The 14,443-nt window shown below is 63.7% G+C and carries 12 protein-coding genes and 1 pseudogene; 1 reads left to right on the top strand and 12 read right to left on the bottom strand.

Going from position 1 to position 14,443, the window contains the following annotated elements; all coding sequences use genetic code 11:
• Positions 1 to 90 precede the first annotated feature (90 nt).
• The 3 genes from Q0331_RS07835 to lysS all read right to left on the bottom strand — a co-directional run bounded on the left by Q0331_RS07835 (position 91) and on the right by lysS (position 4,670).
• Positions 91 to 1,299 carry an acyl-CoA dehydrogenase family protein gene (locus Q0331_RS07835; protein ID WP_005296808.1) on the bottom strand — a complete coding sequence of 403 codons (1,209 nt, stop codon included), beginning with the start codon at positions 1,297 to 1,299 and terminating at the stop codon, positions 91 to 93.
• Positions 1,300 to 1,357: 58 nt separating this feature from the next.
• Positions 1,358 to 2,776 carry an acyl-CoA dehydrogenase family protein gene (locus Q0331_RS07830; RefSeq protein WP_298075833.1) on the bottom strand — a complete coding sequence of 473 codons (1,419 nt, stop codon included), beginning with the start codon at positions 2,774 to 2,776 and terminating at the stop codon, positions 1,358 to 1,360.
• Between the two features lie 286 nt (positions 2,777 to 3,062).
• On the bottom strand, positions 3,063 to 4,670 hold the full coding sequence (gene lysS, locus Q0331_RS07825) for a lysine--tRNA ligase (protein ID WP_298075832.1): 1,608 nt from the start codon (positions 4,668 to 4,670) through the stop codon (positions 3,063 to 3,065).
• A gap of 212 nt (positions 4,671 to 4,882) precedes the next feature.
• Here lysS and Q0331_RS07820 point away from each other — a divergent pair, with 212 nt between their 5' ends.
• Positions 4,883 to 6,100, top strand: coding sequence for a hypothetical protein (locus Q0331_RS07820; RefSeq protein ID WP_298075831.1), 1,218 nt, complete (start codon positions 4,883 to 4,885; stop codon positions 6,098 to 6,100).
• On the opposite strand, the gene panD is transcribed toward Q0331_RS07820, so the two are convergent.
• The 9 genes and pseudogenes from panD to Q0331_RS07775 form a co-directional block, all read right to left on the bottom strand.
• Positions 6,097 to 6,513, bottom strand: coding sequence for an aspartate 1-decarboxylase (panD, locus tag Q0331_RS07815; protein WP_034965414.1), 417 nt, complete (start codon positions 6,511 to 6,513; stop codon positions 6,097 to 6,099). The genes Q0331_RS07820 and panD overlap by 4 nt on opposite strands.
• A gap of 72 nt (positions 6,514 to 6,585) precedes the next feature.
• A complete protein-coding gene (gene galK / locus Q0331_RS07810) occupies positions 6,586 to 7,845 on the bottom strand; it encodes a galactokinase (protein ID WP_298075830.1) in 1,260 nt (419 codons plus the stop codon).
• The gene (galT, locus tag Q0331_RS07805; protein ID WP_298075829.1) at positions 7,835 to 8,986 is read right to left on the bottom strand and encodes a galactose-1-phosphate uridylyltransferase; all 1,152 of its coding nucleotides are present in this window, start codon (positions 8,984 to 8,986) and stop codon (positions 7,835 to 7,837) included. Before galT ends, galK begins: the two co-directional genes overlap by 11 nt.
• 74 nt (positions 8,987 to 9,060) lie before the next feature.
• Positions 9,061 to 9,372: a hypothetical protein gene (locus Q0331_RS07800; RefSeq protein WP_298075828.1), complete on the bottom strand. Its 312-nt coding sequence runs from the start codon at positions 9,370 to 9,372 to the stop codon at positions 9,061 to 9,063.
• 37 nt (positions 9,373 to 9,409) lie between these two features.
• Positions 9,410 to 11,065 carry a sodium:solute symporter family protein gene (locus Q0331_RS07795; RefSeq protein WP_298075827.1) on the bottom strand — a complete coding sequence of 552 codons (1,656 nt, stop codon included), beginning with the start codon at positions 11,063 to 11,065 and terminating at the stop codon, positions 9,410 to 9,412.
• 151 nt (positions 11,066 to 11,216) lie between these two features.
• Entirely contained in the window at positions 11,217 to 12,197 is a 981-nt protein-coding gene (locus Q0331_RS07790) for an aldose 1-epimerase family protein (RefSeq protein WP_298075826.1), read from the bottom strand.
• A gap of 34 nt (positions 12,198 to 12,231) precedes the next feature.
• Positions 12,232 to 13,152 carry a pantoate--beta-alanine ligase gene (gene panC / locus Q0331_RS07785; protein ID WP_298075825.1) on the bottom strand — a complete coding sequence of 307 codons (921 nt, stop codon included), beginning with the start codon at positions 13,150 to 13,152 and terminating at the stop codon, positions 12,232 to 12,234.
• 5 nt (positions 13,153 to 13,157) lie between these two features.
• Positions 13,158 to 14,048 carry a Rossmann-like and DUF2520 domain-containing protein gene (locus Q0331_RS07780; protein ID WP_298075824.1) on the bottom strand — a complete coding sequence of 297 codons (891 nt, stop codon included), beginning with the start codon at positions 14,046 to 14,048 and terminating at the stop codon, positions 13,158 to 13,160.
• 9 nt (positions 14,049 to 14,057) lie between these two features.
• Positions 14,058 to 14,443 (bottom strand): annotated as a pseudogene (locus Q0331_RS07775) (hypothetical protein); the annotation flags it as partial.

Below are 14,443 nucleotides of genomic sequence, written 5' to 3'. Positions count from 1 at the left end.
TGCGCCTGTTTTAGGCAGCTAGGCGAGGGCGCAGGCTCGAGCGCGCGGCGCGCAACGTAGCCGCTGCCTGCGCTCTCGCGCAGCCAGCTACTACTTGAGTTCCTTGGAGGAAAGACCCAGCTCGCGGCGAGCAACAACCAGCTGCTGAATCTGCTGGGTGCCCTCGAAGATGTCCAGGATCTTAGAGTCGCGGGCCCACTTCTCCAGCAGGTCACGCTCGGAGTAGCCATAAGCGCCGGCGATCTCAACCGCACGCAGGGTCAGGTCAGTGGCCATTCGGCCGGCCTTCGCCTTGCACTCGGAGGCTTCCTTGCTGTTCGGCTGCTTGTTGTCAGCCATCCAGCCTGCGCGCAGGGTCATCAGGTATGCAGCTTCCCAATCGCTCTCCAGGCGAATGTACTCGCTGGCAGCTGCGGGCTGGTTCCACGCGGGGGCGTCATAATCGATCTCTACACCTGCGTCGGTGAGGATCTCGCGCAGCTTCTCCAGGGAAGCGCGGGCTACACCAACCGCCATGGCGGCAACCATCGGGCGGGTGTTGTCGAAGGTGGCCATCACGCCACCGAAGCCCTTCTTGGTGTCCACCTCCGGGGAGCCCAGCAGGTTCTCCTTCGGGATGCGGACGTTGTCCAGGATGAAGTGCGCGGTGTCGGAGGAGCGGATGCCCAGCTTGTGCTCCAGGCGGACCAGCTCGAAGCCCGGGGTGTCGCGCGGGACGACGAAGGACTTGATGGCTGCGCGGCCAGCGGACTTGTCTACGGAAGCCCAGACAACAACGTGGGTGCAGCGTTCACCGGCGGTGACGAAGATCTTCTCACCGTTCAGGACGTACTCGTCGCCATCCAGCTTGGCGGTGGCGGCGACGGCTGCGGAGTCGGAGCCGAATTGCGGCTCGGTGATGGCCATGGCGGCCCAGATCTTGCCGAAGCGCTCGAGCTGCTCGTCGTCGGCGACGGCCGCTACGGCTGCGTTGCCCAGACCCTGGTAGGGGATGGACAGGGTGAGTCCGACGTCGCCCCAGCAGGTCTCGAGAACGTTGAGGATGGAGGCCATGTTGCCGCCATTCTTGACGCCCTCAGTCTTCTTCTTGTCATCGCCGCGGCCACCGGAGGCGCCAGCCATTGCCTGGCCGGCGTCTGCCATGCCTTCGACCAGGCTGGCCATGGTGTCCAGCTCGACGGGGCGCTCGTGCTCCGCGAGGTCGTACTTGCGGGAGATGGGGCGGAAGATTTCGGCGGCGGCCTGGTGCGCTTGGTTCTGGCCCGCCTTCAAACGCTTGGGGAGTTCCAGATTAATCATGATGTGGTTCCTTGAAGTTCCTTGTGCTTATTCGATATGGATTCGAATTGTGGCGGGGTTAGACGACGACTACGCCCTCGGCGATGCCGATGGCGCGCATGTCGCGGTACCAGCGCTCGACCGGGTGCTCCTTGGTGAAGCCGTGGCCACCGAGCAGCTGCACGCCGTCGAGGCCCATAACCATGCCCTTGTCGGATGCGTAGCGGCGGGCAAGGCCAGCTTCGCGGTTGAAGGACAGGCCCTGATCCAGGCGGGAAACACCGCGCAGCAGGATCAGGCGCAGGCCATCGAGCTCGATGCGCAGGTTGGCGACCATGAAGGCCACTGCCTGGCGGTGCGAGATCGGCTCGCCGAATGCTTCGCGCTCGTTGACGTACTTCTTGGTGTACTCGAGGATTGCCTCGCCGGTGCCGGCTGCCAGTGCGGCCCAGCCCAGGCGGGAGCGGCGGATGATCTCCGCGTAGTTTTCCTTGCGCTCGTCGGCGGGTAGGTCCTTGCCACCCAGCAGCTGGCTGGCCGGGACGCGGACGTCCTTCAGCAGGACGCGACCCAGAGCAGCGGCGCGCAGACCCATGGACGGGTCAGCCTCGACGACCAGACCCTCGGTGTCGGACTCGACGATAACGAAGGTGTTTTCGCCGTCGAGGTTTACTGCAATGACGAACAGCTCGGCCTTGCCTGCGTTCGGAACCATGGTCTTCACGCCGTTGATGACGATGTCGTCGCCCTCGCGGACGGCGGTGGTCTGCAGGGTGAACGGGTCGAACAGCGGGCGGGACTCGGAGACGACCACTGCGGAAGCCGGGACGGACTCGCCCGCGAACTCCGGCAGGTAGGTCTTCTGCTGGGAATCGTCACCGTAGTTGGTGATGACGTTGGCCACGCCGGCCGGTGCCAGGATGGCGACGGCCTGGCCCATATCGCCGAATGCCAGGGCCTCGGCGATCAGAGCGTTGGTGGTAGCGCCGGAGGCGGAGGCAATGCCCTCGTACTCTTCCGGCAGGTTGATCAGGGCAACGCCCAGCTCGGCGGCAGCTTCCAGCAGGCCTTCTGCCGGCTCGGATGCCTCGTTCTGGTCGTGGCCGGTCGGGCGCAGGCGCTCTTCAGCGAATTCGCGCACGGCTGCGACGATCATTTCCTGATCCTCGGTCGGGGTCAGGTCGAACGGTGCCTTGCCCGGTGCCGGCGCCTCGGTCGGGACGGGCTGGTTGTTCTCATCGGCGGTCTGGTTAGCCAGGCGTACCGGCTTGCCGGAGCCCTTGATCTTCTTGAACTGGCGGTTCACGGCACCGAGGGTGCGCATGCCGGTCTTGGTGGACTGGTAGGCAACGCGGTCCACCTTCTTGCTCAGACCGTACTTCTCTGCCAGGTCGGAGCCGGTGAACTTCGTCAGGACTCCCATGACGGTACCGATTGCGTCTCGCTTGATGTTGTTCAGGCCAGGAGTTGAATCGGCACGCTTGCTTCGGTCGCTCATTTCGTGCGGCCACCTTTCACTGGTTGTCAGCGCAAATCTCATATCTGCATGTGCGGATAATTATGTACGTAGCATAAACCAGGATAATGGCGCGCATCACACTTTGGGCCAAAATATAGATTGAATTACACCCACACGGGCGAGCTGCACGCCAGCTACTCCCCTAGTTTTCGAGCTGCCTGCGCCCGCTTTTCGCAGGCGCGCAGCCCCCCCCTACTCCTGCGCCTCTCCCCCTCGTGGCCAGTCGGCCAGCCCTCGTGGCCAGTCGACTGTCGGTGTTTGGCCGCTAGTTCTCGCGCTCCGGCTTCACGATCGGGAACAGCACGGTCTCGCGAATGCCCAGGCCGGTCAGGGCCATCAGCAGTCGGTCGATGCCCATGCCAGTGCCGGCTGTCGGCGGCATGCCCTGCTCCATGGCAGCCAGGAAGTCCTCGTCCAGGCGCATGGCTTCATCATCGCCATTGGCCGCCAGGCGAGCCTGATCCTCGAAGCGCTCGCGCTGGATAACCGGGTCGATCAGCTCGGAGTAGCCGGTGGCCAGCTCGAAGCCGCGGACGTACAAGTCCCACTTCTCAGTAACACCCGGCTTGCTGCGGTGCTGACGGGTCAGCGGGGAGGTCTCCACGGGGAAGTTACGCACGAAGATGGGGCCTTCCAGCTGGTCCTCGCACAAGACCTCCCAGATCTCCTCCACCAGCTTGCCGTGACCCCAGCCGCCCTTAGCGGGAACGTCCAGGCCAATGACCTTAGCGATTTCCTTGAGCTCCTCAACGGTGGAGTCGATCGTCACCTCTGGCTGGCCAGGGTACTTGCGCGCAAGTGCCTCGTTCAGCGAAGGGTACATCTCGATTTCCTTCCACTCCCCGCCGAAGTCGTACTCAGTGCCGTCGGCGAGGCGCACCTTGCCAGTGCCCTCCAGGTCGGTGCCCTTAGTCAGCTGGTCCACGATGTACTGGATGGATTCGCGGGTGGTGCGGGCGCAGTCGTCGTAGTCGCCCCAGGCAGCGTAAGTCTCCAGCATTGCGAACTCCGGGGAGTGGGACTTGTCCACACCCTCGTTACGGAAGTTGCGGTTGATCTCGAAGACGCGGTCGATGCCACCCACCACGGCGCGCTTCAGGAACAGCTCCGGGGCGATGCGCAGGTACAGGTCAATATCCAGCGCGTTGGAGTGCGTGACGAACGGTCGAGCCGCTGCGCCACCGTGCAAGGTCTGCAGCATTGGGGTTTCGATCTCTACGAAGCCCTCGCCCTCCATGTAGTCGCGCAGCGCGCGGATGACCTTCACGCGCGTCATTGCGTTCTTGCGGGCTTCCTCGCGCACGATCAGGTCGTTGTAGCGCTGGCGCACGCGGGTTTCTTCGTTCATCTCGGCGAACGCCACGGGCAGTGGACGCAGCGCCTTCGCAGCCATCACCCACTCGCTAGCCATGACGGACAGCTCACCGCGGCGGGAAGCGATCACACGACCAGTCACGCCGATGAAGTCGCCAAGGTCCACGTCGGCCTTCCAGGCCGCGAGTGCGTCCTCGCCGACCTCCGCCAGGGAGAGCATGGCCTGCAGCTGCGTACCGTCGCCGTCCTGCAGGGTGGCGAAGCACAGCTTGCCGGTATTGCGCATGAATATCAGGCGACCGGTCACGCTCACTACGTCCTGGGTTTCTTCGCCTGCGGCGAGGTAGGTGACGCCCTCTGCCTCCGCCGGCTGCTCTTCAGCTTCACCGTCAGTCTTCTTCACTGCCCACTTTGCGCGCACTTCGGCCAGGGAGTGGGTGCGTGGCACCTCTACCGGGTAGGCGTCCTTGCCGGATTCGAGGATGCGCTGCCGCTTTTCACGGCGGATGCGTAGCTGTTCGGGCAGGTCTTGTGCGGGGGTATTTGCTGCGTCAGTCACGCTTACAAAGCCTAGCGCATGAGGGGGACGGGTAATCGATTGAGGCATGCAGGTCGCCCGGGAGTGTTAGCTTTAGGGAACATAAGACGTTCTGTTCCCCTTACTCCTAGGTAACTCCCTCCGTTCATTAAGTTTCACCAGCCACAACCGGTATTGGTCCGGAAATAGTCATAACTAGAAATACATAACCAGAAATAAAGGAAGCACTCGACATGTCTTCTTCACGCCCCTCTTCCCACACCCGCACCCACGCTCGTACTTACGCCCGCACCCTGGCAGCCTGCCTAGCCGCAGGCGCTCTGACTTTCACCGCCAGCTGCTCTGCTTTCCAGCGCCCGGAGGGCGCCAGTGAAGAGATCTCCTACGGGGGCCAGAACGGCAGCTCCAGTGGCGACAAGGGGCAGCCGGCTCCAAGCAGCTACTCGGAGGTTTCCACGGAGATTAGCGACGACCAGCTGCGGGAGATCTTCGCCGACGGGAAGTTCAACGACTGCAAGCTGGATCAGAAGTTTTACGACAGCGCTTACTTGGATGGCGGGAAGATGATTCCGCTGGATTCGGCCGATGTCTATCTCAATGCGGAGACTTGTTCTGGTTATTTAAAGCCACAGATCGGTGGTGATCAGCCCGAGGAACTCAAAGATACGTCGATCTACATCGGACTGTCCGCTACCAAGGATGGCTCCCAGCTCGAGGAGTTGGCCAGCAACGATGCCGAGCGGAATGAGCTATCCGATGAGGGCCTTAAGGGGTGGAAATCAATCGAGATGCAAGACATGTGCGTGCTTGCCGGCCCGGAGGGCACTCCGCTGGAATACGCGGAGGTTATCTCCACCTACACCTGCGACCCCGTCAAGCCTCTGCTGCGTTCACTGACTAACCTGGCTAACCGCTACCAGGAGCTAGAGGGCAAGGAAGCGAACATCGGCGGAGCTGACGACCCGTTGGAGATCGGCGATCGCGTCGAGATGGATCTCGTGGACGATAGCTTCCGCGAAGCCCGCGACAAGGCCAAGTCCAAGGATGAGCCGACCACTGAAGATGTGGGAATCGGCAAGGTGGAGATGAAGCTGAAGGATTCTGCGGTCCTCATCGACAATCCGCGGGACTACAGCAGGCTCTGTGTTGAGGTGGAGTATGACTACGAGGACAGGGCACCGCTCGTTCCCCCGACCGAGATCGGCATGCAGTCTCCCAACGGCGAGTTCGAGGTGATGAAGGTCGCGGACAACACCATCAGGGCTCTTTCCGATGGCAAGGGTAGCCAGCGTTACTGCTCGGAGGTTGGCATACGATTCGGCAATACCGACTTCGTAGTTACCGGCATGAAGACGCTCTCGGCGACTAAAGAAGCTCTAAAGAAAGAAGGAATCCCGCTGTGGCGCCTACACGTGAAGCGCAACGACGACGGGAACTACGAGATCAGCTAGGCCTCCGGGTGGCGCGGGTTCTTTAGCCCCGAGCCGTCCGGCACGTGAGCCGGGTCGCCGCCGAGCTCCACCTGCTTGTTGTTTTCGTCCACGAAGACCACGCGCGAGGCGTAGTTCTTCAGGTCTTCCTCGCTGTACTGGGCGTAGCCGATGATGATGACGAGGTCGCCGGGGCTGATCAAGCGCGCGGCGGCACCGTTGATGCCGATCACACCGGTACCCCGGTCGCCGGTGATGGCGTAGGTCGTCAGGCGATTGCCGTTATCGATATCGACGATATCGATCTGCTCGCCTTCGAGGATGTCGGCAGCTTCCATCAGATCAGCGTCGATGGTGCACGAGCCGACGTAGTGCAGGTCGGCCTGAGTGACCGTCGCACGGTGGATCTTTGATTTCAGCATTGTTCGCAACACGGGTGAACACCTTACTCGGGGCTAACCAAATAAGCCATTTAGCTGTTACTTTGTGCAGCGACCTAGCAACACTTATGCGTTCCGGTGCGCACCATCGCTCGGCAGGGCGACCACGAACTCGGGCTCGTTGAAGCCCTTCTCCGCGAAAGCCCTGGCCACCGCCTCGGCCGTCGCCTCCACCTGATCCTCGCGCAGCAGCGCAATCGCGGAGCCACCGAAGCCGCCGCCGGTCATGCGGGCGCCCAGCGCTCCCTCGGCCATCGCAACGTCCACAGCAGTATCCAGCTCCGGAACAGTGACCTCGTAGTCGTCGCGCAGGGAGGCATGGCTGCCCTGCATCGACCGCCCGAAGGCCTCCATGTCACCGGCGCTGACCTGGCGGATCGCCTCAGCGGTGCGGTCGATCTCGCTGACCACGTGGCGCACGCGGGCGGCCACCACCACCGGATCCATGTCGTTGGCCTTGGCCCAGCCCACGGAGGCATCCTCGGCCTCCTCGGCGAAACGCAGGCTACTAACGCCCAGGTCGGCGGTCACTCCGTCGATCACGGCGCGCCGCGCGGCGTATTGCCCGTCGTTCAACTGGTGCGGAGCGTTCGTATTCATGATGAGGATCGCCAGCCCGCGCGCCGCGATGTCAAAAGGCACCTGGGTGGCGCTGTCTTCGGCAAAGTCAATGGCCAGTGCGTGGCCGACCTGACCGAACAGCGAAATACGCTGGTCAAGCCCGCCCGTCGAGGCGCCGACTACCTCGTTCTCTGCTCTTATGGACGCCCCCATGAGCCCGTTGCGAGCCGCATCATCAAGGGACTCGCCGCCGTATAGTTCGAAGGCCGCCAGAGCCGCCGAGCACTCCAGCGCAGCGGAACTGGACAGCCCCGCACCGACGGGAACGTCGGACTCGATGGCGAGGTCCAGGCCACCGGCGGGCATCAGGCCGGCCTCGGTGGCCGCCCAAATAGCACCCACTGCGTAACCCGCCCAGTTGGCGGGGTTACCGGGGCCGACCTCGGCGACGGGGATCTCAAAGTGAACAACCTCCGCGGGCTCGCCGAAGCGGGAGGCCACGCGGTACACGCCGTCATCATTCTTGGCGGCAGCCACGTAGGTGCGCTGGGAAAGCGCGAAGGGCAGGCTGATGCCATCGGCGTAGTCGACGTGCTCGCCGATCAAGTTCACGCGCCCCGGCGCGGACCACACGCCCGCCGGTTCATAGCCGTAAACCTGCTGGAAAAGGGATTGCACGTCGGCAGTGCCCTGCTCCTCGGAGCGGGTCTGCAGCCAGTGCGGGGTAGCAGCGTTTTGTGGGGCATTGGCTTCGTTACTTGGCATTGTCGGCGACCTCCCGGAAGCGCTCGGCGATCCTCTCCGGGGTGGTGTCGGAGATCCAGGCCTCCTGGCCCGACTCGCTACCGGCCAGGAACTTCATGCGGCCTGGGGAGCGCATCATCGAATACAGCTGCAAGTACAGGCGACCGTTCTCCCGGTCCTCCCCCACCGGCGCCTGGTTCCAGGCGGCGATGTAGGGGGTGCGCTCCACGCCCTCAAAGAAGCGATCCATGCGGCCCAGCAGATCCAGGTAGAAGCGGGTCAGCTCGTCCTTCTCCTCGTCGCTCAGCGCCGCGAAGTCTGGAACCGCCCGGTTAGCCATGAGGATGACCTCCACCGGCCACTTCGCTGCCGCCGGTACATAAGCCGTGAAGTGCTCGCCGGCCAAAAGTACGCGGGTGCCGGATGCCTTTTCGGCGGACAAGGTGGCGTCAAAAAGATCCTTTCCAGTTTGCTCCCTAAACGCCCGAGCGCGTGCAGCTACCTCGGCGGCGCGCGGCGGGACGAAAGGATAGGAGTAGATCTGGCCGTGCGGGTGCTGCAGGGTCACGCCGATCTCCTTCCCGCGGTTTTCGAAGGGGAAAACGTAGCGGATGCCCTCGATGGCGGAGAGCTCGGTGGTGCGGTGCGCCCAGGCCTCGACGACCGTGCGGGCACGCTCGTAGGGCAAATCCCTAAACGAGGAGTTCACGTCCGGGGTGAAGCAGACAACCTCGCAGCGGCCGATGGCGGGCTTGCGGGGGAACAGCTCCTGGCCGTCGACGTTCGTAGCGAAGTCCTCCGGCACCTCCATGTGGACCGACAGGGACGGGAAGCGGTTCTCAAAGACCACCACGTCGTAGTCGTCGGCGGGCACCTCGGTGGGCAGCTCGCCGGGCTTGGTGGGCGCCAGCGGGTTCTCGTTGGCCGGGGGCATGAACGTGCGGTTCATGCGGTGCGCGGCGTAGACGTACCACTGGCCCGTCAAGGGGTCCTGGCGCATCTCGGATTCCGTGGTGGCCTGCGGCAGGTCGCGGGAATCGTGCAGCTCGCGCTGCTTCTCCCCCGCGACGTAAGCCGGCTCGTCGTCGAAGTACAGCAGCTCGCGGCCGTCCGCCAGCGTGGTTCGGGTTACTTTAAATTCGTGCTGCACAGCGTGGATCACTTCCTAAAAGGTCCTTGGGTGGGGATGGTGCTTAGGTTGAAAATGCCCGCCTCCAGGTGGGGCGGGCATGTGCGTTACTTAGCTTGCGAAGCCGGTGAGTCGGCAGAGTCGACATCTTCGTCGATCTTGATCGGATCCAGCTTGGTCCACAGGAAGAAGACCGCCGCCACGACGACCATGGCAAGCCCGCAGACCAGGTTATACGTTTCGTTCTTCGGCTCGCCGGTGGTCACGTCCATGCCCGGATCCAGCAGGAAGTAGCTGATCAAAAGCACAAGTCCGTACAGGCCCATGAGGGAACCGATGACGTTGCGGATGTCGAAAGCGCCGGCCATGTGGGAACGCTTGGTTTTCTTAGCCGTGTTCTTAGCCGTGTTGTTAGCCATTGTGTCCGTTCACTCCTTTCTGAAAGTTTAAGCGCTCTTAGGCGAACACGATGTTGAGGACGAGCACCATTGCCAGGCAGAGGATGCCCAGCGGAACGGTGCGGCGGTACCACGGCAGGGCGGCTTCGGCGGCGTCCGTGAGGTTTTCCTTCGGGGTGACGGACTTGACGAAGCCCACCAGCTCCTCGTCCGGCTTCGGCTTGGTGACCAGGGAGACCAAGACGGAGACGATGATGTCCGTGACGAACGCCAGGGAGGCGGCGACGAAGGCCGTACCCTGACCCGGCAGGTTGAAGAATGTTGCGTCGGTGCTGCCGAAGGTGGCCACAGCCCAGTAGACGATTGCCACACCCGTACCGGAAACCAGGCCCACCCAACCTGCGGTGGGCGTCATGCGCTTCCAGAACATACCCAGAATGAAGGTGGCGAACAGCGGCGCGTTGAAGAAGCCGAACAGCGTCTGCAGGTAGTCCATGATATTGCCGAAGTTGGATGCCAGCAGCGCAGTGAACACGGCAATAACGGTGGCGCCGACGGTCGCGATACGTCCGACCTTCAGGTAGTACTCGTCGTCGCGATCCTTGACGATGTAGGACTCCCAAATGTCGTAGGAGAACACGGTGTTGAAGGCGGAAATGTTAGCCGCCATGCCGGCCATGAACGCGGCCAGCAGACCCGCGATAGCCACGCCCAGCAGGCCGTTCGGCAGCAGGTCGCGCATCAGGTACAGGATCGCGTCGTTCGGCTCGGCGGAACCATCCATGATCGGAGTGACGGTCGCGCCGGCGACCATGCCCGGGATGACCACCAGGAACGGAATGAACATCTTCGGGAAGGCACCGATGATCGGGGTCTTGCGTGCAGACGACAGCGAATCGGCTGCCATGGAGCGCTGCACCTCTACGAAGTTAGTGGTCCAGTAGCCGAAGGACAGCACGAAGCCCAGGCCAAAGACCAGGCCGATAGCGGAGACGATCGGGTTTTCGAAGCCCGAGATTTCAGTACCCGGCCAGGTGTGGAAGTGCGACGGGTCCGCGACCTTCTCCTGCAGGCCGGACCAACCGCCGACCTGGTGCAGGCCGATCATCGTCAGCGGCAGCAGGGCCGCGATGATCACGAAGAACTGCAGAACCTCGTTGTAGATGGCGGCGGACAGGCCACCGAGGGTGATGTACGACAGCACGATTGCCGCGGCCACCACCAGCGTGACCCACAGCGGCCAGCCGAGCAAGGAGTTAACCACCTTGGCCAACAGCAGCAGGTTCACGCCGGCGATCAGCAGCTGGGCTACGGCGAAGGAAAGGCCGTTGACCAGGTGTGCGCCCTTGCCAAAGCGGCGGAGCATGAACTCCGGCACGGAACGCACCTTGGAGCCGTAGTAGAAGGGCATCATCACGATGCCGAGGAACACCATCGCCGGGATCGCGCCGATCCAGAAATAGTGCATGGTCTCGAAGCCATACTGTACGCCGTTGGCCGAGTGGCCCACGATTTCTACGGCGCCCAGGTTGGCGGAAATGAAGGCCAGGCCCGTCACCCATGCGGGTAGCGAGCGGCCGGAGAGGAAGAAGTCAATTGAGCTGGAAACTTTGGACTTTGCGGCCCAACCGATGCCCAGGACGAACGCGAAGTAGAGGGCGACCAGCGCGTAGTCTACCCAGCTCGCGTCCAGGCGTAGTCCTTCAGCCGTCATAGCTGCGAACCTCCAGGAACGTCACGTTCCCGTCCCAGGCGCCAACGGTCTTGTCTTGCAACTACCAGCGACGAGAACTATTGGATATATATGCGTCACTAATTTTAACGCCGAGGGGTAAGTTAAAGGAAATTCTTTTCTATTTCTGGAACTACTTCGTTCTTTGGGTTGTGACGCCCTCACGCGGCGCGAAAGAGATCCCACATTCGAAGCTGTGATTCTCGCCTGGTTGCAGGCGAATGAGGTCCCTACCGGAGCGTAGAGCGTCCGGCGGGCACGTCATCGGCTCGACGGCCAGGGCCCGGCCCACGCCGGGGTAGCCCTCGCGGCGGGCCGGGTCGGCGGTGAACACCTGGAACCAGTCGAAGCCCTCTCCCACCCAGAGGCGCACGCCCTCGCCGTCCGGGTTGAGAAGTCGTGCTTCGGCCAGCGCCTCCTCCTGCACACCGATCTCGCCGAAGCAGTGGTCCAGCCACACCCCGGCCATGCGCTGGCCGGTATCCAGATCCGGCAGCACCCGGCGAGCCGGAAACTCCGGCCCGGCGGGCAGGTTACGCACCGAATCCAGAGGCAGGTTCGTGCTGACAGGCAGGTGTAGAACGCAGTCGTCCAGTGGAGCGCCCAGTGCGCTCAGGTATGGGTGCCATCCCAGGCCGAAGGGGCAGGAGGCATCGGCCTCGTTGCGGACGTCGAAGGTGGCGCGCAACCCCTCACCCGCGTCGAGCGACCACGTCACCCGCATGCGCAGCGGCCACGGCCACCCCTGGCGCAGGCCGGTGGACAGCTCCAGCGCCACGAAGTCCTCGCCTTGGTCGGCGACGTGCCAGGCCATCTGCCCCACGAATCCGTGGATCGCCGTAGCGCGGGCCGGCTCCGTGATGTCCAAACGGTGCAGCACGCCGTCGTGAGCGAAGACTCCGTCTGCGGTTCGGTTCGGCCACGGGGCCAGTACAATTCCGGAGGAAAGCGGCGGGTAGGCGCCCTCTGGGTAGGAAACCACCAGGGGCTTGCCCGCGTAATCCAGGCTGCGCAGCCCGCCGCCGAAGGTGGAGATGCTGGCGCGGTACTCCCCAGCGGAAATGTTCACGAAGGGGTGCGAGTGGCGCTTCAAAGTTTCGAGTTCGTCGCTCATGGTTCTGCTCAGCTCTACTCAGTTCTGCTCAGCTCTACTCGCCAGCGTTGTCGGCAGGTGCGCTGCCTTCGGCGCCGTCGTCCAGGCCCTTGAAGCCGGTGCCCAGAGGGACGCCCACGTTGTCGATCAGGCGTGTGGTTCCAACGCGCGCCGCCACTAGCAGGCGAGCCTCGCCGTCCTCCGGGGTGTCGGAAAGGTCCGTACCGCGCAGCTCAAGATAGTCGACGTCCACGCCCGAGGCGGCGTCAAGAATAGATCCGGCGGTCTGCAGCACCACCGCAGGGCCCTGCTCGGCCACAAAAGCGCCGGCGGTCAGGGCGGCGGACAGGGTGAGGGCGAGCTCGCGCTCTTCGTCGGAAAGATAGACGTTGCGGGAGGACTTCGCCAGTCCATCGGCCTCGCGCACGATCGGCACGCCGTGGACCTGCACCTCCATGTTCAGGTCCGTGACCATTTGCTGGATCAGCAGCAGCTGCTGATAGTCCTTCTCCCCGAAGAAGGCGTGATCGCAGTGCGTGATGGTGAAGAGTTTGTTCACGACCGTCAGCACACCCGCGAAGTGGGTCGGGCGGTGGGCGCCCTCCAAGATGCGTCCGGCCTCGCCCGGGTGGATAGTCGTGCGCGGGCCGTTGGGGTACATCTCGCGGGGGTTGGGGGCGAATACAGCGTCCACGCCCGCGGCCTTCAGCTTCGCCACGTCCTCGTCGAGGGTACGCGGGTAGGCATCCAGGTCCTCCCCCTCGGCGAACTGCAGGGGGTTCACGAAAATACTGACCACAACCAGCGCACCCGGAACCTGCTGGGCGGCCTGCACCAGCGAGAGGTGCCCCTCGTGCAGCGCGCCCATCGTGGGCACCAGTGCCACGGGGCGGCCCGCCTTGCGCATGGCGCGGGTGAGCTGCCCGATCTTCTCGATCTCGGTGAAAACCTCTGCTTGGCCAGGTGTGAACGTCATGGCTCTTACTCTAGATCCAGCAGCCTTTCGACCTCAATAGCCCCCGCTTTAAGCGCGGTGCGGCGGGCCATCGCGGTGTAGGCGGCCTCGGCTGCTCCTTCCCCGTCGCCAAGCGTTTCCAGCGCCTGGCGGTGGCGCATCACAGCCTCCGCGTCGTCGCGGGCTACCGGACCAGTCAGCCCGTCCATACGTTTTTCCAGCGCGTTATCCACCGCGGCGTGGGCGATGCGGCGCAACAGCAGGGCGCTATCGGGGCTCTCCCCCGGCGCTTCCATCACCCGGTCCAGGATCTCCTGGGCATCCGTCAGCAGGGTCACCAGGTGGTTGGCCGCGTGCGCCATCGCCGCGTGGTAGGCCGCCCGGCGGTGTTCGGGGATGGCAACGGGAACCCCACCCAGGCTGGCCACGAGGGTTTGCGCGACCACATCGCCGACCTCGGAATCGCTGGTCACACCCCATGCGCAGCTGTCCAGCCGCTCGCTATCTGCCGGGGTGCCGGTGAAAGTCATCGCCGGGTGCAGAGCCAACGGCAGCGCGCCAGTATCGGTGATTGGCTGCAGGACCTCGCAGCCAAACGCCCCGGAGACGTGCGCCACGATCTGCCCGTCGCGCGTGTGCTGTGCGACTTCCTCCACCACTTCGGGCAGCTTCGGATCCGGCACCGCCAGTACCACGAGCGCGGCGTGGGCGGTGCTGTCTAGGTTGATGCGGGGGATGTTCGGGATTCTTTGGGACGCCAACTTTTCCGAACGCGCCGAATGCGCATAGATGCCATGCACGTGGTGGCCGGCGCGCGCAAAGGCCTCCGCCAAAGCCACGCCTACTTTCCCGGCGGAGATGATGCCGACGGAGAGGCGTGGCTGTTGAATGTCCGAGTTGGTTGTCGGGCCTTTCACAGGTGGTTTTTACTTCTCTCGATTCTTGAAGCGCTGCATCAGCTCTGCGACAGTGAGGCCGTTTTCCACCTCGTCTGCGCGACGGCGGCCGTGGGTGGTTCCCGTCGACTCAGCTTGCGCCTCAGCCTGCCCAGCCTGCTTCGACTGCCCAGCCTGCTTCGCGTCAGTGTCCTGGGCGCCAGGTTCCTGGGCGGCGCCGGTGGTGCGGGTGCGATTGGGGCGAACAGCCTCCGCGCTCGGCATCTGTGCACGGCGCTTCTGCGCGGGCTTCGGCTGAGTGGTCTTTTGCTGAGCGGCCCTGTGCTCTGCGCGCTTGGCCTCGTCCATCGCGGTGGTGTCCACGACCAGCGGCAGCTGGGAGGTCTCCTCGGAATCCTGGCCGGTCCAGTTCACGG

This window comes from uncultured Corynebacterium sp. (assembly GCF_937999985.1).
GTDB lineage: Bacteria > Actinomycetota > Actinomycetes > Mycobacteriales > Mycobacteriaceae > Corynebacterium.
This window is presented reverse-complemented; position numbering and strand designations above follow the sequence as displayed.

What these genes read in the sequence shown, in the direction of transcription:
- Q0331_RS07830 (WP_298075833.1), bottom strand. Translation starts at nt 2,776, where the DNA reads ATGAGCGACCGAAGCAAGCGTGCCGATTCAACTCCTGGCCTGAACAAC.
- Q0331_RS07790 (WP_298075826.1), bottom strand. Translation starts at nt 12,197, where the DNA reads ATGAGCGACGAACTCGAAACTTTGAAGCGCCACTCGCACCCCTTCGTG.
- Q0331_RS07800 (WP_298075828.1), bottom strand. Translation starts at nt 9,372, where the DNA reads ATGGCTAACAACACGGCTAAGAACACGGCTAAGAAAACCAAGCGTTCC.
- Q0331_RS07835 (WP_005296808.1), bottom strand. Translation starts at nt 1,299, where the DNA reads ATGATTAATCTGGAACTCCCCAAGCGTTTGAAGGCGGGCCAGAACCAA.
- panC (WP_298075825.1), bottom strand. Translation starts at nt 13,152, where the DNA reads ATGACGTTCACACCTGGCCAAGCAGAGGTTTTCACCGAGATCGAGAAG.
- Q0331_RS07820 (WP_298075831.1), top strand. Translation starts at nt 4,883, where the DNA reads ATGTCTTCTTCACGCCCCTCTTCCCACACCCGCACCCACGCTCGTACT.
- Q0331_RS07795 (WP_298075827.1), bottom strand. Translation starts at nt 11,065, where the DNA reads ATGACGGCTGAAGGACTACGCCTGGACGCGAGCTGGGTAGACTACGCG.
- galK (WP_298075830.1), bottom strand. Translation starts at nt 7,845, where the DNA reads ATGCCAAGTAACGAAGCCAATGCCCCACAAAACGCTGCTACCCCGCAC.